This window comes from Echinicola marina (assembly GCF_020463795.1).
Taxonomy (GTDB): domain Bacteria; phylum Bacteroidota; class Bacteroidia; order Cytophagales; family Cyclobacteriaceae; genus Echinicola; species Echinicola marina.
Genome location: NZ_CP080025.1, coordinates 1,108,436 through 1,131,258, shown reverse-complemented (window position 1 = coordinate 1,131,258; position 22,823 = coordinate 1,108,436). Strand labels below are relative to the sequence as shown.

19 protein-coding genes are annotated in these 22,823 nt (G+C 41.8%); all 19 read right to left on the bottom strand.

Translation table 11 applies throughout. From position 1 onward, the window contains the following. Positions 1-35: 35 nt before the first annotated feature. Positions 36-1,310 (bottom strand): SEC-C domain-containing protein, encoded by a 1,275-nt coding sequence (locus tag KZP23_RS04635; RefSeq protein ID WP_137402979.1) that lies wholly within the window; start codon positions 1,308-1,310, stop codon positions 36-38. A 35-nt stretch (positions 1,311-1,345) separates the two neighbouring features. Continuing rightward, on the bottom strand, positions 1,346-2,122 hold the full coding sequence (locus tag KZP23_RS04630; RefSeq protein ID WP_137402980.1) for a DUF1883 domain-containing protein: 777 nt from the start codon (positions 2,120-2,122) through the stop codon (positions 1,346-1,348). Position 2,123: 1 nt separating this feature from the next. Next, a complete protein-coding gene (locus KZP23_RS04625; RefSeq protein ID WP_137402981.1) occupies positions 2,124-3,347 on the bottom strand; it encodes a restriction endonuclease subunit S in 1,224 nt (407 codons plus the stop codon). A 2-nt stretch (positions 3,348-3,349) separates the two neighbouring features. Further along, a complete protein-coding gene (locus KZP23_RS04620) occupies positions 3,350-4,885 on the bottom strand; it encodes a type I restriction-modification system subunit M (protein ID WP_137402982.1) in 1,536 nt (511 codons plus the stop codon). A gap of 1 nt (position 4,886) precedes the next feature. Next, complete coding sequence (locus tag KZP23_RS04615; protein ID WP_137402983.1) at positions 4,887-5,309, bottom strand: hypothetical protein; 423 nt, start codon at positions 5,307-5,309, stop codon at positions 4,887-4,889. A 4-nt stretch (positions 5,310-5,313) separates the two neighbouring features. Then, positions 5,314-5,877, bottom strand: a complete 564-nt coding sequence (locus KZP23_RS04610; protein ID WP_137402984.1) for a restriction endonuclease subunit S — start codon at positions 5,875-5,877, stop codon at positions 5,314-5,316. A gap of 813 nt (positions 5,878-6,690) precedes the next feature. Beyond that, positions 6,691-6,882, bottom strand: a complete 192-nt coding sequence (locus KZP23_RS04605) for a hypothetical protein (protein WP_137402985.1) — start codon at positions 6,880-6,882, stop codon at positions 6,691-6,693. Next, positions 6,866-8,281, bottom strand: a complete 1,416-nt coding sequence (locus KZP23_RS04600; protein WP_226334943.1) for a recombinase family protein — start codon at positions 8,279-8,281, stop codon at positions 6,866-6,868. The genes KZP23_RS04605 and KZP23_RS04600 overlap by 17 nt, the downstream gene beginning before the upstream one ends. Then, on the bottom strand, positions 8,241-9,224 hold the full coding sequence (locus KZP23_RS04595; protein WP_137402986.1) for a carbohydrate binding family 9 domain-containing protein: 984 nt from the start codon (positions 9,222-9,224) through the stop codon (positions 8,241-8,243). The genes KZP23_RS04600 and KZP23_RS04595 overlap by 41 nt, the downstream gene beginning before the upstream one ends. Before the next feature lie 11 nt (positions 9,225-9,235). Further along, positions 9,236-10,309 (bottom strand): efflux RND transporter periplasmic adaptor subunit, encoded by a 1,074-nt coding sequence (locus tag KZP23_RS04590; protein ID WP_137402987.1) that lies wholly within the window; start codon positions 10,307-10,309, stop codon positions 9,236-9,238. A 44-nt stretch (positions 10,310-10,353) separates the two neighbouring features. Continuing rightward, positions 10,354-13,488: an efflux RND transporter permease subunit gene (locus KZP23_RS04585; RefSeq protein ID WP_137402988.1), complete on the bottom strand. Its 3,135-nt coding sequence runs from the start codon at positions 13,486-13,488 to the stop codon at positions 10,354-10,356. 2 nt (positions 13,489-13,490) lie between these two features. Beyond that, on the bottom strand, positions 13,491-14,864 hold the full coding sequence (locus KZP23_RS04580) for a TolC family protein (RefSeq protein ID WP_137402989.1): 1,374 nt from the start codon (positions 14,862-14,864) through the stop codon (positions 13,491-13,493). 213 nt (positions 14,865-15,077) lie between these two features. Next, on the bottom strand, positions 15,078-16,424 hold the full coding sequence (gene chrA, locus KZP23_RS04575; protein ID WP_137402990.1) for a chromate efflux transporter: 1,347 nt from the start codon (positions 16,422-16,424) through the stop codon (positions 15,078-15,080). A gap of 79 nt (positions 16,425-16,503) precedes the next feature. Further along, positions 16,504-17,232: a superoxide dismutase gene (locus KZP23_RS04570; protein ID WP_226334942.1), complete on the bottom strand. Its 729-nt coding sequence runs from the start codon at positions 17,230-17,232 to the stop codon at positions 16,504-16,506. A gap of 86 nt (positions 17,233-17,318) precedes the next feature. Next, a complete protein-coding gene (locus tag KZP23_RS04565) occupies positions 17,319-18,602 on the bottom strand; it encodes a sensor histidine kinase (RefSeq protein WP_226334941.1) in 1,284 nt (427 codons plus the stop codon). Next, positions 18,599-19,282 (bottom strand): response regulator transcription factor, encoded by a 684-nt coding sequence (locus KZP23_RS04560; protein ID WP_137402992.1) that lies wholly within the window; start codon positions 19,280-19,282, stop codon positions 18,599-18,601. The genes KZP23_RS04565 and KZP23_RS04560 overlap by 4 nt, the downstream gene beginning before the upstream one ends. Before the next feature lie 612 nt (positions 19,283-19,894). Further along, a complete protein-coding gene (locus KZP23_RS04555; protein ID WP_226334940.1) occupies positions 19,895-20,902 on the bottom strand; it encodes a nucleotidyl transferase AbiEii/AbiGii toxin family protein in 1,008 nt (335 codons plus the stop codon). Continuing rightward, positions 20,899-21,501, bottom strand: a complete 603-nt coding sequence (locus KZP23_RS04550) for a DUF6088 family protein (RefSeq protein ID WP_226334939.1) — start codon at positions 21,499-21,501, stop codon at positions 20,899-20,901. Before KZP23_RS04550 ends, KZP23_RS04555 begins: the two co-directional genes overlap by 4 nt. Positions 21,502-21,791: 290 nt before the next feature. Beyond that, the gene (locus KZP23_RS04545; RefSeq protein ID WP_226334938.1) at positions 21,792-22,592 is read right to left on the bottom strand and encodes a BspA family leucine-rich repeat surface protein; all 801 of its coding nucleotides are present in this window, start codon (positions 22,590-22,592) and stop codon (positions 21,792-21,794) included. Positions 22,593-22,823: the final 231 nt, after the last annotated feature.

Below are 22,823 nucleotides of genomic sequence, written 5' to 3'. Positions count from 1 at the left end.
AATCAAATTGTAGGGGAAAGTAATTTAACTGCATATTATTTGTCTTTATGTTTTTGGCTGATCTTAATAAACTCATCTCTCGGAATACAGCAATCAATTACTTGCTTACCACTTCCGCAAAAGCATGGGTCAGTCATGCTCAAATACGATTTCTTGACTATAAACTCTTCGGCCTCACCTTCATCAAAATCCACAGCTTCACCTTCTGAGGCTCTGAATATCTTATCCATAGTAGCCTTCATTTTAGAAAGTGTTTCTTCCGATATGTTCCTGTTCATATTGCTGCTATTTGGATAATCGAAATACTCTTTCCATAATCCATAAGTCAGGGAATCTTCAATAATTGGAGGTTCATTGACATACTTCTTTTTGGCTTCTTCACCTTCTTTTTCCAGATACTCCACTATTTGCTTGAAGTCCTTTTTTAGCTCTGTGCCTATAATGAATTGCTGATCTTCTCTGATAAGAAGAGGAGCTAGCTGTTTGTGTATTTTATCATTGGAGGTAAATACATTGCAAAAAGGCAGGTAGTACAGGTATTCCAAATCGACACGATTAGTAGGGCGTGTACCTATAAGTTCACTTTGTAGCCCAAGGTGAAAAAGGAGGTCCACTTTGAGGCAATGAGCTGTGTAGGGTGCAAAGGCCGTAATCAGTGGACGATTTGCTGCTATCCATCGTGAAAATATGCTCATGCCATCAATTTCTCCTTCTCCATAATTGTCAATCATGTAGGCAAGGAGGCGGTCTTGTAAACTGTGGTCGGACAAGACGGAGTTTACTTTCTCATGTAGCTGATCAAATGATTTTAACCTTTCATGCTCAGTGGCCTGGAGAATTTTCTGTAGGTTTTTGAGAAGGTTTTCATGTGTGGTTAAGGTTCTCCATAACTGGGAAAGGTCATGATCAGCATCTGTGAACTTCCCATCCTTCCACTTATAAATAGCTTTTTCTTCTGCCGTTTCCCTGACTACCATTCCTTTTCTATGGGCGTCAGGTTGTACAACCTTTTCTATGTCCAGGGTGGGTCTTCCATCCATTTCCACCGGTTCACCGGATAATTCCCCCTTTACCAATGTCCTGTAGTAAGCATTGACTACACTGTACATTGGGAACAACTTGGTTGCAAAGTCTTTAACCCTAATATCAGATGGTGTTTTGCCTTCTTGCGTTTCCTTTTTCAGATCACCAAGGATCTCCATCACCAATACAGGAGCTACATTGTGCTTGTAATAGCTACTAAGCCTCATCAGCTCCGGAAAGCTGAGAGATTGGAAAGTGGATTTGTCTATGGTGATTGTAATGTTCATTTTAAGTTGTCTGTATTTGCTTTAAATCATATGTGCTATGCATTATTAATTACTTCCGCTATTTCCTCAGCAATTTCGTTGACAGTGAAATTGGCAGTGTTCCTTGCTAGTTTATCAGCCAAGGAGGGCGAGTAGTCAATTACTTCCTGCTTGGTGATATTATGCCATATTGGTAATAAAACTTGTTCTCCACCAATAACCCGAGTAATGATGCCATCCAATTCATAGTTAGTCCAACCTTTCTTAATGAAGTTTTTGGATAGAACCACTATTCCGAATTTGCTCTTGGCCAATCCTTTATCAATTTTCTGTCGCAAACTGTCTCCAATTCTCAATTCAAACTCGTCATACCAAACAGAAAGCCCCGCATTTCTTAAAGCAACAGCTAATGGTCTTACAATCTCTTCTTTGTCTTCTGAAGCATGGGAAATGAAAACATCATGCTCTCTGTAATCATGCTCTTGATGGTCAAATGGTGATTCACCTCTTCCCTGAACTAATGAAGGTACTGACGAAAGAGGAGCGTCCTGATACGTGGGTAAAGCAGAGGGGAGAACCTGTACACTTGCATTAGTACTGCCTTTGAGTCCTTGCATATCGACTGTGACATACCAATGACCAGAACTTGGGACACCCAATACAACAGGGGATTTAGTAACTAGACCGCCAGCGTAGCGATGAGACCTACCATTCTTGTAGTTACTGTAATTCGAACTATCCATCAATCTTACATTTGCTGCATTACCAGACAAAGTGACTTTTACTCTCTGTCCACGGTTTAACTGTTTTAAGTCCCAAACAAGGTATTTCATGTCAGTTTTCTTTTATGTTTACCCTTATCTCACCCGTCAATAGCTTTTGAATTAAGCCTTTCTTTTGCTCTTTTAAGATGTCCAATTGCTGTTGGTATATTGTTAGTTCTTTCTTGGCTTCAGAAAGTACTGCTGCTATTGCTTTCTGCTCATTGATTGAATTTGGAACTTCTACCATAATAATCTTGAAGTCCTTGAATTTGCAGTTAAGAGTGTCATCAACAAGTCCTTGAGAGTTTCTGAAAAACTTGTGTACCATTTTTCTTTGCTTAAACAAAAAAGAGAAAAACAGAACATCCGCATTATTTTTTGGGGTTACTATGGTATAGGCCGGACTTACTATGCCTTCTAATTCAGATATGGCGCTTCTGCCTTGCCACATCCTCATAGTATTGTATCCAATATCTCCAGGACAAATTCTTTTGTATTTTTCTTTATCCGAATTGGAGGTGTCTTTTTTATTCGATCCGTTTTGGGGGTAAACTCCCGATTCACCAACCGATAGTAAAGGAAGTTCAGTAAAACCTGTTTCTTTTCTTTCTGTAAAAAAATGCCCTAATGGTTTATTGATCCAAGAATCATTATAACCTTCAAGTCTAAGTTTTCCTGTTAATAATTGCTGTGCTAGCCCTTTGTTCCTTTTGGATAACACATCAATTATTTGTTCATACTTAAGAATCACACTATCCCAGGTTGAAAGAATCAATGCTATTTTTTTCTGCTCTTTCAGGTTTGGGAGAATGTGCTTGAATTTATACCACCAATGTGGTTTAAAAATCATTTTTTCAACATGAACACCGATACTTGAGTGAAAACATGTTTGTTGAAAATATTGACTATGAGAATAGTATTTTATAAAGTTTAGATCAAAATCAGGATTGACCTTTAAGACTAAATATTCATTAGATACTATAGAACCGTCTAGTTCTTTAGGTACAACACCACATGCACCATGAACAATTTGTCGTCTGGAAATTAAAAAATCATTCTCTTTTATAAAGAATTGACTTTTAACTGATATTTGATCACCCCTTAGCCTTTCTCTTTTTTGTACGCCTCCTCGGCTTCTCTTAACAGTGACTAAGTCATAAAGGACATCATCTTCAACTTTAGCTTTTCTGTTCAATTCATTGAAGACCTTATTCATCGTAAGTAAATTCCACCCAGAAGGGATTTTCGAAGGTAACTTTGGAATGCCTGGTTTTACGCTGTCCGGAATTTTCATAATTAAAAACCTAGCTCGTTTAGATATTTATTCATCTTTGACTCAACTTCAGTCAGGTCTTTTTTTAAGTATTCTATTTGCCTTTGAGTCTCGGCAACATTCACCGGCTCTTCTTCTTCATATGTATCCACATATCTAGGTATGTTAAGGTTGTAATCATTTTTCCTTATTTCCTTAAGTGTTGCTCTGTACGCATATTTCCTAATCAACTCTAATCCCACTTCAGTATTTAGAGGGAGTGAAGTTGACTGTTGAAAAGATTCATATGTTTCTACAATTCTCTGAATATCTTCATCTCTTAGTTTATTTTGACTTTTCGAGTCATCATAATCTTGGCTGGCATCAATAAATAACACATCTGTGTTTTCATTTTTTGCTCTATTGAAGATTAGGATTATTGCAGGAATCCCAGTTCCATAAAAGAGGTGAGAAGGTAGCCCAATCACTGCTTCTAATAAATTTTCTTCAATCAACTGTTGTCTGATTTTACCCTCACTACTTCCTCTAAATAATGCTCCATGAGGCAGTATTACTCCTACACGACCATTGTCGTGGTAGGTGGACTCAATCATGTGAGAGATGAAGGCATAGTCACCTTTACTTTTGGGCGGAATTCCTCTGTGGAATCGGTTGAATTGGTCAGAAATAGCATTCTCTGCACCCCATTTATCTAGCGAGAACGGAGGATTTGCCCCAACTATGTTTCCCTTAAGCAAACTATCTCCCTCAAGAAGCTTTGGATTATTGAGTGTATCTCCCCATTCAATGGTAGCGTCATCTATCTCATGCAGAAACATATTCATGCGAGCGAGTGCCCAGGTGCTTCCGTTGATTTCCTGTCCGTAGAGAGAGAAGTTTTTGCTGCCTACCTGTTTTGCAAGTTTGATCAATAAAGAACCCGAACCGCAGGCGGGGTCTATGATACGGTCGCCCGGCTGTGGGTTGAGTAGCTTAGCCAATAGCTTTGATACCTGAGCAGGGGTGTAAAATTCTCCCGCTTTCTTTCCGGCATCACTGGCAAACTTTTCAATCAGGTACTCATAAGCATCACCTATCACATCATTATCCTCCAGGTGGGAGGGCTGTAAATCCAGCGCAGAGAAATCCACCAAGAGGTTTTTAAGCCTTCTGTTTCGGTCTTTTGTTTGACCAAGATTGGCTTCTGAATTGAAATCTATGTTTCGGAATACACGTTCTAATTTGCTGCGGTTAGCATCTTCCATGCTTTCAAGAGCCGTGTTGATCAGCTCGCCTACATTTGCCGCATTACGGTTTTCAAACAGGTAGTCGAAGGTGCAGGTATCCGGCAGTTGGAAACGTTCGTTTCTCAATGCTCGCTGGACCCGTATTTCATCACCATTGTACTTTTCTGCATAGAAGTTCTTTTTGTCCTTCCATACATCCGAAACATACTTTACGAAAAGCGTGGTGAGGATGTAGTCCTTGTATTGAGAAGGATCAATAACACCTCTAAAGGTGTCGCATGCTTTCCAGACAATGTTGTTGATCTCACCTTGGGTAATCGATTTTTTACTCATGCTATTCGTTTATTATTATGAATATTGAGGAATATGACTCTAAATTTTCATTGATGAATACTTCCTTGTGTTCAAGAATCCTATTATCTGGAATTTGAACACCAAGTTTTCGCAATTCCGTAGCTTCCTTTTTGGGAACCTGAAAACCTCTATTACTCTTGTGATGGGCTGAGCCATCTAAGTTTACTGCATAGATTTCCTTTTTGCTATTATTGGGGTAGATGTGATAATGTCCTTTTACAGGGATGTTTTTATCTTTAGGATGATAAGTATATCTGTTCTGAGTTTTCTGGAATTTCTGATACGCTTTATGTTCAATAATTAATTCCAAATCACTTGCAAGGAACACTACTTCAATAGCATAGGAAATTTTAATTCTTGCCAATTTTTGAAATCTTTTTATAAACTCGCTGTATGTCTGCATGAAGTTAGTTTCTTGAAATTAAATTCTTAATGACTGCCTGATATACCTTTTGCTTTTCGGAAATGATCTTATTGGATATTTCCATGTCTTTGTAATGTAGCTGCTTAATCGCAATAGCCTTTTGCTGAAGCTCCAATGAAGGCAGCTTAACCGTTAATGCTTCCAATTCGGATTTCCGAATGGAAGGGATGGAGCTGCCAGCACCCAGGGTTTGAAAATATGCTTGCATTTGGGGCATATTAAATAAGGTGGTAAGGAACTCTGGTATTACCCTTGATCGGTCTGTTTTGATGACAAAGAAGATAGAGGAGGCAATGGCAGGGCCAAAGGCTTTGTCATATGTCCATGCGAAGTTTCTCATTCCTTTTCCAACCATAATAATGTCGCCATCTTTCAGAAGGTGAGATTCATTCTTTTGGTCGATCTGAATGAAAGTGTCTATCTGCCCAGTCTGATTTCCCCTATCATCAAAATGCTTTGCCTGTAAATAGACAGCATTTCCCTCATCTGAGGGCTTGGTATATAAACCAAATTGTAGTTGGGCAATATCACTGAGTTTTATCTTCATTTAGTTTGTAGGGTCATTCAAATTTTAAACAAAGGTAAGGAAAAGATAATTATAATAAAATAAAAAATATTGTAGAAATTTTCAAATTTCATTCATTTGGGATTAAAAACATAATTTCAAATATTAAGTTTCCCTCAATACAATACCTAAATCTTGTTGGAAATTTAAAACAATAAGAATAGTCTCAGTCAAACTTGAAAGTAGTTTTTAACAGAAAAATATTTTTGTAGTTTGGTAAAGATTATCTACGTCAGACAAAAATTGTGAAAAAATGGGTCTGTCTATTGCGACGGCGTTAGACTGGCAATTATAGGGATCAACGGATCACTTTCCAAAACCAAATTATTCTTTAATTTTTACTCACAAAGCCCAACTCAACAACCTCAAATCCTCCGCCAAATGGTTCGAGTTCAGTCCAGCCAGCCCCTTAAAACAGGATTAAAGGATATTATTTGAGCTTGAGGTGTTTTGGAAGGACCTCAATATTCCGGCGATTTTCCCCGGCCTGGAAATTTTACGAAAGCAGGCAATGCTTAGATCAAATTTTTAGACTTAAACATATTATACAGCCCCTCCATCAACCTCAAATCCCGTAGAAAAAGGTTCGACATTTGTTCAATAGAGCTACTTAAGGAAACGGACGAATGAGTCTGTTTCCTTTTTTTCTACACCAAAGTATTTTAAAATACAGCGTGTTGTGCTAAAATAAATAGCGGTTCGATAATTATCGAATGATACCCTCTTTTTCTGCTTCTATTATACAACACCTGTCTTAAAGACTATTTTAACACATATTTTACGGTTCAATTTCCGCTAAAGGATTTCCGTATCTATCTCCTCTCTGGTTTGGCCACGGACTTTTGCAACCAGATAAAGAAAGCTTAAAATGACTGTGGCCTCGTCTTCATCTACCTGGATGCTATTTTTAGCCAGGATTGCAATGGCATGCTTTGTCGACACCTTCTTATCGCCAAAGCTCTTTGTGTCTTTATATACTGAGTTCATCTTTTTTAAATTTAATCATGTATAAGGGTTGGGCAGACAAGGCTGCGAACTGATTGTTTTCGATGGTTAAAATCTTTGAAAGAATATTGTTTAATACCAAAGAATCGAGGTCGCGGGTTTTGGTGTTTATATTTCCCGGCATTATCAGGTTTATGATTTTTCTCTGGTCACCGATGTCAAAGTCTCTGTATCTACTGAAAATATTTAAATATGACTCATCTTCCATGTAACTGTATTTGTCATACAAATGAAGCCTAACATTAATCCTGTCCAGATCCTCTTTCAGGCCTTTTGAAGCAAGGTTGTATTCCTTTTTGAGTTCACTGAAATCCTCAAATTCTATTTTGTCATTGATGTACAGTTTCCTGGCTTTTGTCATCAATATCTCCTGTTCGTCTATTTTATCCAGCAGCAGCCTTCTCTCTCGTAAATACTCAGATTGCTGCTCGGATACATTTACATCCTTAAGAATAAGTTTGAGCAACTCCATAGCCCCTTGTTTAAGCACCAGTTTTTCCAGCTTTTCGTTATATAAGCTGTTTACCCGGTCAGCATTGAATCTCGCTTTGCACTTCCCACCAAGGCAATGATAGTATGGATAACTGTTGCTACTGCCTTTTGAAACACTGCCGGTTAATTTCCGACCGCATAGTGGGCAGGTCAAGTACCCTCGTAACGGAAATATTTTTTTTAGTTCATTTGTTTTTCCTTTCGGCCTCGTTTTGCGTTTGATGGAAGCCTGGACTTCATTGAATAATTCCTCAGATATCAAAGGCTTATGGAGCGCTTTAACAAATTCCATTTCTTCACTTCCTCTTGGAGGAACAGTAACAATGCCACAGTATGCAGGGTTACGGATAAGTTTCCAGAAGTTGGATTTTCCACATTTCAATCCTTTTGTACAGGCCATTCTCCTGACTTCCTCAATAGTAAAAGATCGCTTTGCCAATTGCTGAAAGGACCATATGATAAGATCTGCTTCGGGGTGCTTTGGAGCGATGAATTTTTTTCCATCGGGAGAGATCTGGTTGATATACCCCAAAGGGGCCTTCCCAGGATATCTGCCGGCCTGTCTTGCCCGGCGCATACCATTTGATGTATTCAAAGCCCTTCGGTTATTTTCAGCTTCGGGAATCGATAAATAAACCGCAAGCATGACCGAACTCTCAGGAATATCAAAATCAATAGGTTGGTCAATAGCCACCGCCTGTGTATTGAGATTTCGCAGGATGCCGATCATCTCATAGGCATATTCTATGTTGCGGCTGAACCGGTCCCATTTGACAAATAAAATGTTCTCGGGTTTCTTACCTTTATTCCCCTTGATCGCAGCTATGAGTTTTTTCCATTCAGGACGATTAAAACTTTTCGCTGAAAAATCTTCGCGATAAATGCCCATGACTGTGATATTGTGGAAACCGCAACCTGCGTTCCGGGAAGAACAGGGGAAAGCGGGTCAGGTTGATTTGCTGGCGGTCGGCTTCCACCTGCGCAAAGTCGGTATTAAAGGTCAGGTTCATCCGCAAGGTGGGTGTAATAAGGTAGTTGATATCCCCACCGGCATTCCATTGCCCCTCTTCCTGGCCGGGTGTAAATTCCCCACCGCCAATAGTATAAGGCTTTATTTCAACAAAATCCTTGCTGAGGATGCTGTCCAGGCCGGCCAATGTCCCCGCCCTGTTCAGCAGTTCCAGCTCCGAATCCCTTGACCAGCCCTGCCAAAGCAGTTGCTCACGCTTTCTGCGGATATTCCGCTCGAAGTTGATGCCCCATATCTGCTCCTGTGCATCAGTGGGGAATTTTAAAGTGGAAAAAGGGATGGCTATTTCTGCAAACCAGCCTTCATCGGTAATAGTGGTTTTGGCATCCCAAACGCCATTCCAGAATTTATTAAAAGATTCACCGTTATTGAGAACCTGCGCATCCGCTCTTGCCGCATTGGGATTGATAGCAAACAGGAATCCGTTGCGGTCGTCATTGTAGGTATCAATGATCACCTCAAAATTGTCTTCTCCTCCCCAGTCAAAGTCTCTTTTCATCTCGCGGGCTATTATCTTTTGAGGATTCCTGTCATATCCCCAAAACCCGATGTACAGGGTTTTGGCAGTATATAGAATCGCAACTTCTGTTCTTTCGGTAGCCGGTTCACCAATGTTCAATTCCCGCTGTGTGAAATTTTTGATATGTACGGCTCGCTTCCATACTGCTTCATCCGGCTTGCCATCAAGCTGAATTTCTTCCTGAACGTACTCTGCGTAAATCGTATCCGGTTTACTTGTTTGGGCTTTGCAAGTAGCATAGCAAATGGCCCAAACCAGAAACGTGATAAAGAAACGGCCCATACAAACGGAAGTTAGTTGATAGGCATTCCCTCTGTCATTTCTTCATTGGGCTGCAAGAGGATGTGATCCCCGGCATCAAGCGCGCCAAACACCTCAACCGTACTTTCGTTTTTCATGCCTGTTTTTACTTCTACCCATTTCAGCTTACCCTCTACCACCTTTCCCACAGCTTTTCTACGGAGGGTGGTCAATACAGCACTTTGAGGTACCCATATACTTCCACCGGTTCGCTGAATATGTAATTGTATTTCTGCAAAAAGCCCTGCATTCAACTCACCTTTTTGATTGTGCACGATAAATTCCCACATCTCTGTGCGGGTGTCCGGATCGATGCTTCTGGCTCTCCGGTAAAAATCTGCATTGAACAATGTCGCGGGAAATGGCTCTACTTTAAATGTCACAGCGTTCTCCGCCACAGAACTTCCGGTCAAGGCTTCCGGCACCGGTACCTTTAACCGCAATTTTTGATTGTTTTCGATCACCAACAAAGGGACACCATTATTTCCTCCGACAAGATTTCCCGGATCGGTATTCCTTTGGGTGATCACTCCGTTGAAAGGTGCCCGGATGGTAAGATAATCCAGCAATTGTTGCTTTGCCGTGGCGGTATAATCTGCTGCCACCAGCCGGGTGCTGTCAGCCATAGCTTTGTTCTTTGCTTTGATCAGGTCGGATTCTGAAACCGTACCAGGCTTTCCGGAGGCTTTCACCAACCGCTCAAAGACATCTTTGCTACTCAAATAATCTGCTCTGGCAGACTCTACCTCGCTACGGGCTTCAGCATAAGCTGCCTTTACTTCCGGTGCTTCTATTTTTATCAGGACTGCTCCTTTTTTTACTTTATCACCAATATCCACCAGCACCTCGCTTACATATCCCTGCACCCTGGCATTCAGCCCGGCCTTTTCAAAAGCATGCAACTCTGCCGGGAGTGTCAGGGCCTGTGGGGCATTTTCGTAACTCACTGTTATTATTTCCGCTTTTTTTGCCGGCCCACCTTTGCTTTCCATGTTGCTGTTTTCAGCTTTATTCGAACAGCCAGAAACAATGGCCATATATAAAATTGGTAGGATGTATTTTCTCATTATGTTTAAACTTTACTGTTTTTTCTGGTTTCATGTAAATTTTACTACTGTCCAAAATAGGCGCTCTGCTCATCGTCCGGATCGAGTGATATGCTCTTATAGTGTTTTCTTCCCGTAAGTTGCCAGTAAACGGAAGGCAGGATGAACACGGTGGCAAACACGGAAAACAGCAACCCGCCAATCACGGCTATCCCCAGTGGGGCGGTTTGCTCGCCTCCCTCGCCCAGTCCAAGCGCCATAGGAGTCATACCAGCTATCATGGCAATGCTGGTCATGAGTATGGGTCTCAACCGATCCTTTATTCCTTCCAGGTGTGGGTTTTGTCTTTGATCTTTCCGATATTGCTCGGCTATGGTGACAAATAAAATGGCATTGGCCACCGCCACCCCTATGGCCATGATACTGCCCATGAAAGATTGAATATTGAGCGTGTTCCCACTTATCCAGATAAGAAGGAAGGATCCGGCTATGACGGCAGGAACAGTAGATAGCACTGCGAAGGAAAGCCGGAACGACTGAAAGCTGGCTGCCAGTAGCAGAAATATTACAGCTACTGCCAGCAAAAGGCCGGTGCTCAGTTCATCAAAGGTTTGGGTGAGAGGTTCTGCGAGTCCTCTGAATTTAACACTCATCCCGGCAGGTGGTTCACCCATTGCATTCACCTCATTACGTAGGGTTTTAATGGCGCTTCCCAGGTCTTTGTTATGCAGGTTTCCTGTGATGGTGATGAACCGTTGCTGGTTAAGGCGGTCGTATTCCCCAATCACGGTAGCCGGTTTCCATTTGCTCACGTCACCCACATAGACGGTTTTTCCATTTTCCGATTTAAGCGGCACCTTTTCGATATCACCGGGTTGATCTACCATATATTGTGGAAACTCTACCTGCACTTGATAAGCATTACCCGATCCGGCATCCAGCCAGTAATTGGGCTGGGTGAAACGGCTGGAAGAAGTGGAGGCCGTTACCGACCGGCTGATGTCTTCAATGGTAAGGCCCAACTGGCCGGCACGTACACGGTCGTACTCCAGGTCAATGGAAGGATAGTTCAACGGAATGCCAAACTGTACATCCCGCATAAAAGATAACCCTTCTATTCTGTTCTTTATTTCTTCAGCAAATTTTCGTGATTCAACAAGGTTTTTACCCTGCACGGCAATTTCCACCGATGTATTGGCCCCCTGGCTCATCACCTGGTCTACCAGGTCAGCAGGTTCGAAAGAGAGGCGCATTTCAGGTATGGTTTCCGCTATGCTTTTCCTGAGGGTTTCTTTGAGGACGTCCAAGTCTTGTCCTGTTTCTTTCAGCTTGATCTTGACAACTGCCTCATGCGGACCACTTGTCCATAGAAAAATAGTATTGACCGGGTAGCTCGGAGGCTGGATGCCGACAAATGCTGAAGTGATCTCTACATTTTCTCTACCCACCACCTCGTCTACTACCTCCAGGAATTTTTTTGTTTTCTCTTCAGTGTTTTCGATACGGGTGCCATCGGGCATCCTTAACCGGACTTGCAACTGTCCGGAGTTTACTTTTGGAAATATCTCTGTGCCGGTAGACTGCCAAACGGACGCAAGCATAGCAATAATGACTACCAGGTAAATACCGATGGCCCATCCGCCCATGTTTGTGATACCTTTTGTATATCCTGTTACCCGGTTTCTAAACCGTTGAAACTTTCCATCTTCGTTTTTAGGAACATGATCTTTCAAAAACCAATTGGAAAGAATGGGTACCATGGTTTGAGAAAGCAGAAAAGAGGCGATCATGGCAAAACCTACCGCCAGCGTAAGCGGTAAGAACATGGCCCGGGGCGTGCCGCTCATAAAAAAGGACGGGACAAATACGGCAAGGATGCTGATCAGGATGAGGAGTTTGGGCAAGGCAATTTCTTTGCAGGCATCCAGAATGGCCCGGGCCTTCGTCTTGCCCATTTCCTGATGCCGGTGGATATTTTCAATCGTCACAGTCGATTCATCTACGAGAATACCTATCGCCAGTGCCAGTCCGCCTAATGTCATGATATTGATTGTCTGTCCGGTCAGATAGAGGCACACTACTGCCGATAATATGGCAAGCGGTATGGTGAGAACCACAATGAGTGCACTGCGCCTGTCACCCAGGAACAGCAATACCATTAAGCCGGTAAGCACTGCTCCCAATACCCCTTCAAAGGACAGGGTTTTCAGGGAGTTGATCACGTAACCCGACTGATCAAATTCATAACTTACTTTGATGTCATCCGGCACAGCCGCCTGCATTTCCGGCAGGCTTGCCTTTATGCGCTTGACGACATCCCAAGTGGAGGCGCTCGCCCGTTTGGTTACAGGAATATACACCGAACGGCTGCCATTGATCAGAGCATAGCCTGATGCTACATCAGATCCATTTTGTACTTCGGCCACATCCCTTACATATACTGCTGGACCGGACCCTTTCTTCAAGGGAATATTGGCCAGTTCCTGAATATCACTAACCACCGTATTCTGATTTGCGATCAAGAGTTTGTCCGCTGTCCGGATGTTGCCCGAGGGAGATATGGTGTTGCCTTTGGCAATGGCCATAACCAGTTCTTCCGGGCTGATGTTGTAACTACGCAGCTTGGAAGGGTCTGCCTTGATGAGCACCGTACGCTGGTTTCCGCCAAAGGGAGGAGGAGCTGACACGCCCGGGATAGAAGCAAATTTGGGGCGTACTTTAAAAAGCGCCAGATCTTGTATTTCACCCAAGGACCGGGTTTCACTGCTAAAAACCAATTGGCCTACCGGTGCGCCTCCTCCGTCAAAACGGGTAATAAAAGGGGGTACGGTACCCGGAGGCATAAATGCCCTGGACCGGTTGACCTGGGCCACTACTTCCGCCAGGGCCTGAGACATATCGGTTCCTTCATGAAAGGTGAGCTTCATCAGGGATACACCCTGGATTGTTTTGCTTTCCACCTCCTTAATCCCATTAATGTAAAGGAAATGATATTCGTAGTAGGAGGTCATAAAACCCTCTATTTGGTTGGGAGCCAAACCTCCATACGTTTGAGCCACATATATAGTGGGTGTACCCAGCTTCGGGAATATATCGATCGACATGTTCCGGATAGCCAGCACAGCAAAAAACACGATAGCCAAAAGAGCTACCATAACCGTTAAAGGTTTCCTTAAAGCAGATATTATTAGTTTGATCATCTCTACAATTGGTTTAAAAAGATTTCCAGGTTACCATTTATGGCGGCTACATACAGTAATGCTTTCCAGGCTTCCCAATAGGATCTTCGAAGTTCGATTTCTGCTGTTACCAGCTCATTCCGGGCTTCAATCAGCTCCGTAAAGGTTATCAGCCCTGCCTGGTACTGGGATTGTATGGCTTCATACGCATAACGGGCATCCTGGAATTGTACAGGTGTTTCCCCGGCAATGGCCAGTGCAGTGATTAATGTGTTATCAGCAACGGACTTTTGCTTGTTGAGGGCCAGGCGAACTTCTTCCAGTTTCTGTTTATCGGCTTCAGCTTCCAGTTCCTTTGCTTTCCACTGGGTTTGATAGCGGCTGATCTGGGTCAGCGGTATGGCAAGTTGTACACCAATGCCATAATTGAACCGGTTGATATTAAATCCGTCAGACGGGTTATCGACAAAGGTGGTGCCGTTGTTGCTGAGCTGCACACCGGAACCACGACCATAAGCAGTACCCAATACACTTAGGGTGGGCAGCCAGCTTAGTTTCTCCGCTTTATATTGGAATTGTGATGTTTTCCACTCGGCTATAGCCAACTGTTCTCTCGGATGGATCATTTCTGTATCTCCTAATAACTGTGGTAATATTCTAAAAAAGGTCGAATCCACCAGGTTTTCAGGTAAATCAGCCGCAACCAATTCCGACAGTGTTGCTTTATATTCATGAAGGATATTTTGTTGTTGCAGGATCTTAATTTTCGTCTTGGATAGTTCGGTATGAAAACGTGCCGTATCCACCCCCGAAACCAATCCGGAAGTAGCCAGGCTTACGGCTTGTTCGTAATTTGCTTCGGCTCTTTTCCGATCGCTTTCCAGTACATCCAGGATTTGAAGGGCGAGGAGGTAATCCAGGTAGGTGCTAGATAATTGCACGTTATGTTCCAATAGCGTAAGGCTTTTCATGGCCACCCCGGCCTCATAGGTGCTTTCGGCTGCTTTTATCTCATTGCCTCTGCGTCCGAAGGTGTAAGGCTCCCATTTCATGAGCAAACCGGCAGCCGAACCCCAGACCATATTGTTGAGATTCTCAGTAGATGGGGGACCGCTCACCGGTAAAATGTATTCAGGATAGAACATCCCGGTGAGGTTGTTATAAGTCGAATAGTTGGCCTGGGCAGAAGCATTAATATCGGGTATAATTGTACGCCTGGTGGATTTGACCCTTTCTCCGGATGCCTCCTTTTGTGCCTCTGCGGCAAGAATTGCGGGGTAGTTTTTTGTGGCTGTTTCCAGTAGCTGTTTTATAGGAACCTGGGTCTGGGAATGTACATTCGTCCAGGCAAAGGTAATGATGGCTACTAGCAGGGGGATCTTGAATATTCGAACCATTTTTCAATTTTGTCATTAATTATCACAAACCTATGATGCGATTCTGTAGAAATATGGGAATGGAGAGGGAAGATGGAAGTTGGGAGAAGGAAGCTGGAAGAAAGGAGAGATGGGCGGTTCATCATCATCATTGTAGTTTTTTCCGATAAGCGATATCCCTGTTATCTTTTATGTTTTAAGTTAAAAACTTCCCCCTTCAATCTCCCTTCTTCCTTACAATATAAAATAATACAGGATGCCGCATATTATACTGACCAGGATTGTTTTCAGCATGTCCCATTTCAGGATGAAATAAACAAATGCAGCAATAAGTCCGATTACCAGTGAAGGGATGTTAATTGTAGACCACTCAGGCATCATCCACCTTATCCCCAGGGAATGGCTTTCGTTTACTTTTCCAAAAAGTGTATGGATAGCGAACCACACGCCAAGGTTGAGCACGACTCCTACAACAGCAGCCGTAATTCCGGACAAGGCAGTAGTGACGTTTTTATTGCCTCTTAAATACTCAATATAGGGAGCTCCGGTAAATATAAACAGGAAGCAAGGCACAAAAGTAGTCCAGGTTACCAGTAAGGAAGCTAAGATTCCGGCCAGAAGTGGATCCATCGTACCAGATAAACGATAAGCTCCCATAAACCCGACAAATTGCACAACCTGAATGAGCGGCCCGGGGGTGGATTCTGCCATGCCCAATCCGTCAAGCATTTCCCCACTTTTGAGCCAGCCGTAATCCTCCACAGCTTTCTGGGCTATATAAGCCAACACTGCATAGGCACCACCAAAGGTGACCACAGCCGTTTTGCTGAAAAACAGGCCTTCCGAAAAGAAAATATTTTCTGTTCCTATCCACAGGGCGATCAGTACTAACGGCAGTGCCCATAAGGTTATGAACAGCAAAACTGTTTTGACTGTTTTCTTTATTGAAGGCTTAACGGGCTGAATATAACTGTCAATGAAATAATTATTCTCCTGATCCGATTTGGCCTCATGTCCTTTTATTACATGAAATTTTTCTTCCCAAATTCTGCCACCAATAAAACCGGTCAGCCCTGCCACAATAATGATGTAAGGAAAATCCACCTCGAAGAAAAATATGGCCACAAATGCCAGTGCAGCCATTATTATCATCACTTCATTTTTTAGCGCCCTTTTACCTATTTTGATGACCGCACCAATAACGATGGCCAGCACTGCTGGCTTTATACCAAAAAATATGGCTTCAACGATTCCTACGTCCCTGTAGGCTGCATAAAGAATACTCAGGATTAGAATGGAGATGAATCCCGGCAGGATAAACAGTAATCCGGCAACCAATCCTCCTTTGGTCTTGTGCAATAGCCAACCGATGTAAGTGGCCAGTTGTTGTGCTTCAGGGCCCGGCAACAACATGCAATAATTCAATGCATGTAAGAAACGGTTCTCGCTGATCCATTTTTTTTCTTCTACCAATATTTTGTGCATCACGGCAATTTGACCGGCCGGGCCTCCAAAACTGTAGATGGCAACTTTAACCCACACTTTTAGGGCTTCTTTATAGGAGACCTGTTTATCGATCATATATTATCTATATATGCTGAATATACTGGTGGTAACAGAGGAGAGGTCATGTGGTCTTAGTTCTATATTCCAACAAAAATTATCCGTGTAATTTTTTAGCTGTTACAAACCGTTCTGCCACATTGTCCCAATTGATAATTTCCAATACAGTGTCGACAAATTCTGCCCTCTTGTTTTTGTATTTCAGGTAATAAGCATGTTCCCATACATCAATGACCAACAGGGGAACCACACCCCACTGCGTGAGCTTCTGGTGGTTTTCGCATTGCAGTAAAGTGAGGGATTGTGAGTAGGGCTGATAGCCCAATATTCCCCAGCCACTCCCTTCTACAGATTTGGAAATTTTGGAGATGTATGCTTTCAGGTTATCAAAAGAGCCAAAGTCTTTCTCTATCTGTTTCAGTAATTCCGCTTTGGGCTGTGTTTTTTTATTGGTCAGATTAGACCAGAATATGGAATGCAGGACATGACTTGAAAAATGATAGGCCAGCTTACGAGTCCACATATCTACTTGATCCATCTCGCCTGATTGAAGGTGTTTTTTGATGTTTTCCAGGTCTTTATTCGCCCCTTTTACTGCTCCTCCATGATGGAATTCATAATGCAGGTGCAGGGTTTCTTCATCCATGTGTGGTTCTAAGAATGTCTTGTTATATGGAAGCGATTTTTGGATGAAATTACCATTGCTGTCCACCAGTTTATCCATGCCATTTTCTGTTACATTCTGTGAAAAAACGTTGTTGATGGGAAGGATGCTCGCTCCACCCAATATTGCCGAATTCCTGAGAAAATCCTTTCTGTTCATCATTGAGGTCATTTTATTTTAGATAATACACGTATTTATAAAGGTAAAGTAAATCATCAAATCTGTAGAAATTTGGGAAGATCGTCTGGTTACCCGAAATCCACTTCAAAAATGTGCAACCCTTCTTCTTCACGGTAATGAAGCTCCCACCCACTTGTATCGGCTATCTTGCGGGCAATTGCCAACCCTAGCCCCCAGGTATCGGGATTACCCGATTGTTTGTAAAAACGGCTGAATAATTTGTCTTTTTCTAATACCGTCCCTGTTTCTTGTTTTTCATGCCCTGTATTGGCAATCATGAACTTTCTCTCTTTTGTTTGAATGTTCACCGTGCCATTTTCCCTGTTATGCAGAAATGCATTTTTAAGCAGGTTCTGTACCAGTATCTCGGCAAGCATCGTATTACCCTGCACGATCAAATTATTTTGTATTTCCGTTTTCACCGATATATTCAGGGCAGCTTTCTGTTCTTCATAATATTCCATTGATCGGCTGATTATTGTGTTTATATCAACCTGTTCTGAAAGGAGAAACTGCCGGTTTTCGATTTTAGATAAGAGCAGCAGGGTTTTGTTCAATTTTTTTAAGCGCTGTGTGGAGCCGATAATGCCTTCCACAATTTCCGCCTGCTCTTGTGTGAGTTCTGCCTGTCCGATAAGCCCTTCCAACCTAGACTGGATAACAGACAGGGGTGTTTGCATTTCATGGGAAGCATTTTCGATAAATTGCTTCTGGCTTTCAAACACTTCCATATTTTTCCGGGTCAGCTCATTCACAGCTTCATTCAGCATCCGGAACTCATCAATATGTGTAGATGGCAGTGCAGGAAATTCTTGTTTATCAAATCGAAAGAGCCGGAGTTTTTCGAGTATTTCGAAAAACGGGCCCCATATTTTCCGGGAGATAACGCGCTGGGATACATAAAAAGAAAGCAACAGGGCCAGGAACAAAGATCCCAGCGTGATAGCAATGGTTCCGATCATTTCAGCCGCTTCCAGGTGAGGTTTTATGATTTCCAGCCGGTAATGTTTGCCATGTAGTCTCACAAAAGTGTTCAGCATGCGGTACTCATCGAACTCGTCATCAACAGGCTCATAAATGAGGGTATCGGTATAACTTTCGTATCTTTCCTGAAAAGCAGCTTCTCCAACAAGATAAAAAGTGAAATCGTCCAGCGGATTGTCCTCTTTAAACGGTGCTTCAGGGTTTTGTTCAAGGTAAGCCAGTAGGTTGACTTTACGGTTGTACAACACTTCATCTACATTTTGAAGTACGTTCCAGCTTAGCACCAGGTAAAACAATATGGAAAAAATTCCGAAAAGCATCAGGAAATAAAGCAATTGAATGCGGGAGGTGTAAGTAAGCAGCTTCATAATGCCTGGATTTGATAACCTACCCCATAGATGTTGTTGATTTCTAGCTGTGCCCCGGCATCTTTCAGCTTTCTTTTGAGGTTCCTGATCTGAGAGAACAGAAAATCAAAACTTTGGGCCTCATCCACATAGTCGCCCCAAATATATTCGGCCAGCGATACTTTGGAGATCACCCGCTTATGATTATTGATCAGGTGTGTAAGAATAGCATACTCCTTTTTTGTAAATGAAATAAGATTTTCAAGGTCGTTTACCCCGACCAGATACTGGTCCGGTTCTATAACCAGGTTTGCAAAGCGGACAAGTTTGTTGGTTTTGAATTGTTTTCTGCGGATGATGGCTTTTATCCGGGCATTGAGTTCCGAAAAATAGAACGGCTTGGTGAGGTAGTCATCAGCCCCAAGTCCCAAGCCTTTCAATTTGTCATCCAGCGAGTTTCGTGCTGAGAGGATGATCACCCCGTCCGTCTTTCCATTCTTATGAAGTGTTTCCAGCAGATCAAATCCGCTACCATCAGGAAGGTTAATGTCCAGTATTATGCAATCATATTCATAAAGGGAAATACGCTCCATAGCAGACTGAAGCCCTGTTACAGAATCATAAATAAACCCTTCTTCGGAAGCAAACTCTTCCAGGCTTTTTAACAATTGCGGCTCATCTTCGACAATTAACAACTTCATGCATTCAAAATAACAATTTAAATCTGTAGAAAAACGGGATTGCTGCGTTAACCATTCTATTACATCTGCTTCTTAGATTTAAAATTGCATGTAGTCCTTTTTTAGGCTCAAATCCTAGAGAAAGTCCGATATTTGCTCAATTGAAAAGATTTCATAATCAACACCAACTCAGCAACCTCAAATCCTCCACCAAATGGTTCAAGTTCAGTCCAGTCAGCTCCTTAAAACAGGATTAAAGGATATTATTTGAGCTTGAGGTATTTTGGCAAAACCACAATATTCCAGCACTTCTCTCTGGCTAGAGAATTTTATGAAAGCAAACTATGCTTAAATCAAATTTTTAGATTTAAGCATAGCATAAAGCCCCTCTAACAATCGTAAATCCCGTAGAAAAAGGTTCGACATTTGTTCAATAGAGGCTACAACTTTAGTTATACAGTTTTAAGGTTCAATGTTGTAAGGTTTACGGCTTGAACCTTTTTTATTGGGCGTACGGAAATCACGTGTAAATTCCCCTTTTCTAACAGGTCTAAATTAGACAACAATTATGCACTTCTTTTCTCTTTAAATTCTATGAGTGGACAGGTGCCCAAACTGGAACGTGTTTGGTTTTCAGCGTTGGCCAATTCGGTTGATTCTTTTTTGTAACTCAGTTAGTCGTTTTATAAGTTTTTCAAATGTCAATGGTTCTCCGTAAATCATAAATTTGGTCATTTCGGTATAGTCTTTTTCGTATTCGTTGATTATAGGTTCATCTGGAATGATTTTTATTTTGTCCGGTGTATGGCTACTGTAATCAAGCCCCCGTAATGGGTTAAACTTTTCCCTGTGTGAAACGATGTGGTCGTATAAACCTTTGTTTTTCAAGGCTTCAATTCCGTGAGAGGTGTCCATTAGTTTTTCCAAATCGTACAAATGCCGTGAAAGTCGGTTTATCCTGATTTTCTCTGCGGGCTGTGAGAATTCTTCGTGAAGCAAAAATATCTTTTCCAGAAATGTCCTTTGTGGTAAAACAGTAGGAATGGAAAATGATCCCGTTGATAATTTCATGCCAGGAAACTGTTCACTTATCACGGAATTTATTTCCCTGTTTTCGGTGGGTTCCATAAGGGAACGAGAACTCACTTCAATCAATACCCTTTGGGGTAGGTAATTGGAAGTGTCAACTACCGAATTATAGTGTATCTCAATGGTTTGTGGATCTTTATCCGAAGCTTTTATCGGATAGGCAAACAGTTTACATTCATCGATTGCTTTCCACTCAGTGAGTTTTTGAGTTATATCTTCCAAAAATTGGATTGAGATAAATTCGCAAGATAGTTTTCTCAATTTCCGTATTTGGGTTTTGCTGATGTCACCTTCAAAGCCAAAAAACCTTCGGTCTATCGCCAGGTCAATATCTTCTGAAAACCGTTCAATCAAATTCCAACCTTTGCTTAATGAAGTACCTCCTTTAAAAACAATGTTTTCACTATATGGCAAAGTGAACGAAGCGTTGAGACAAAGTGTTACCCACCAATCTTTTTCGATGGCCACGGCGGGAAGTCCTGTCCGTTCCGTTGCTTGATTGAGGATGGTTGTCCTTCGTTCTTTTGATAAGTTGAGCCAATGGGTGTTCATTCGATGGTTTGCATTAGAATGTTATAAATCCAAGCCGGGGCAAGCTTGGAATCGTGAATAATGTTTTTAGGGTCTTCTTTTTTGATGATAGACTGTACTTTTTCAATTATGGCCTGGTCAAGGTTATCCTTACCAATGCTTTTGAGGGCTTGAATGACTAAAGTGCTTATTTCGCCTTTTGTTGATAGGTTTTTCGGGCTTGCTTTTTTGAAAGAGATGATACGTTTACCTACTTTGATGGTCCTGGCCGCTCCATCCGTGAGATAAACCACTTTTAAAGGGACTTGAGTTGATAAGCCCAATTTGTTTAATGCCTGGACACCTGTGGGAACAATCCTCGCTTTATCTCTTCGGGCAATGGCTTGGGCAATATCTTCGGTGGAAGGGTAGAGGATGCCCAGTTCTTTATCCACTTTTGGGTATAGGTAAATACCGTGTGCCAAGTGCACAAGCACTTGTTTCTCTTTGAGGCGAAGCAAGGCTTTCTTGACACTTTCAGGATTGCCATAGTCTAAGAAGTCGTCCACAAAGACAATACTGCCCTTTGGGTAGCTTTTAAGTGTTTCAGCTATTTTTGATTCTACTTTTGGCCGTTCCATAATCGATGTTTTCGTCCCAAAAATAGTAAAAATATGGGACGAAGTAAAATCCCTTATGAATTGGTCGACTTAGGTCGTTACACACTAAATCAAATTTTTAAATTTAAGCATAGCATAAAGCCCCTCTAACAATAGTAAATCTCGAAGAAAAAGGTTCGACATTTGTTCAATAGAGGCTACTAAAAACCCGCTTTACATCAAGTAGAGCGGGTTTTTCATTTTAAGGGGACACTTTGGGGGACGCTTTGCAAGAATCCCTTCATAAAATAGAGTTAATACAGTACTTTAAATTATTCCGGACAGGTTCCCCATTTAGGTTTGTTTTCTTCAGTCAAAGGTGCATAAATTGAAAAGTCCGAAGGTTCCGATGTTATGTTTGTAACACACCATCTTGAAATGTCTTGGTTAAATGGAGTATCGTAAAACATCCCTCTCATATTTGTAACCCTACCTACATCCCAGTTTCCAATCGGTTGGTTAAATGAGGCCTGCCAAAAAATCCCTTCCATATCATTAACCTTACTTACATCCCAGCCTTCAATTGGTTGGTTGAATTGTGTAAAAGTAAACATCGCATTCATGTCTAAAACGTTTCCTACATCCCAATCGCCAATGGGTTGATTAAAGTTAGATTGATAAAACATGCCTCTCATATTTTCAACGTTACTAACATCCCAATTTTCAATTGGTTGATTGAACTCCGTACCTGCAAACATTCCGCTCATATCCGATACACTACTAACATCCCAATTTCCAATGGGTTGATTAAAGTCATTTATTACAAATTCACCATTCCCCGTACTCAAAAGAAAAAAATCCTTCAAATCTGTCACTAAAGAAGTACAAAGTGTTGTCATATCTGCTTCTTCATCCCTCCTTTGTCTTATTAACTGATTGTTCACAACTTCATATTCCACACCATTCACAACGCCTTTATCCCCAACGTTACAATCCTCACATTTTATGGTTACCCCATTGGCGTCAAGGTAAATATTAGGTTGATCTGGGTCCGGGTCTTCAGGGCTTTCACAGGAAAACATTAAAATTCCAAAGGTTACAAACAGGGAAAAAATCTTTAATGAGGTTTTCATGGTGATTTATTTTGTTTTTCTTACAACTAAATGTATGGATTTTTTACAACTACAAAATAAATTCCGCCTTACTTTACTTAGTTAGGGTATGTATACGGTTTTATCCAACTAAGTAGGGTCTAAATGTAAATTCCCCTTTTCTAACAGATCTAAATTAGACAACAATTATGCACTTCTTTTCTCTTTAAATTCTATGAGTGGACAGGTGCCCAAACTGGAACGTGTTTGGTT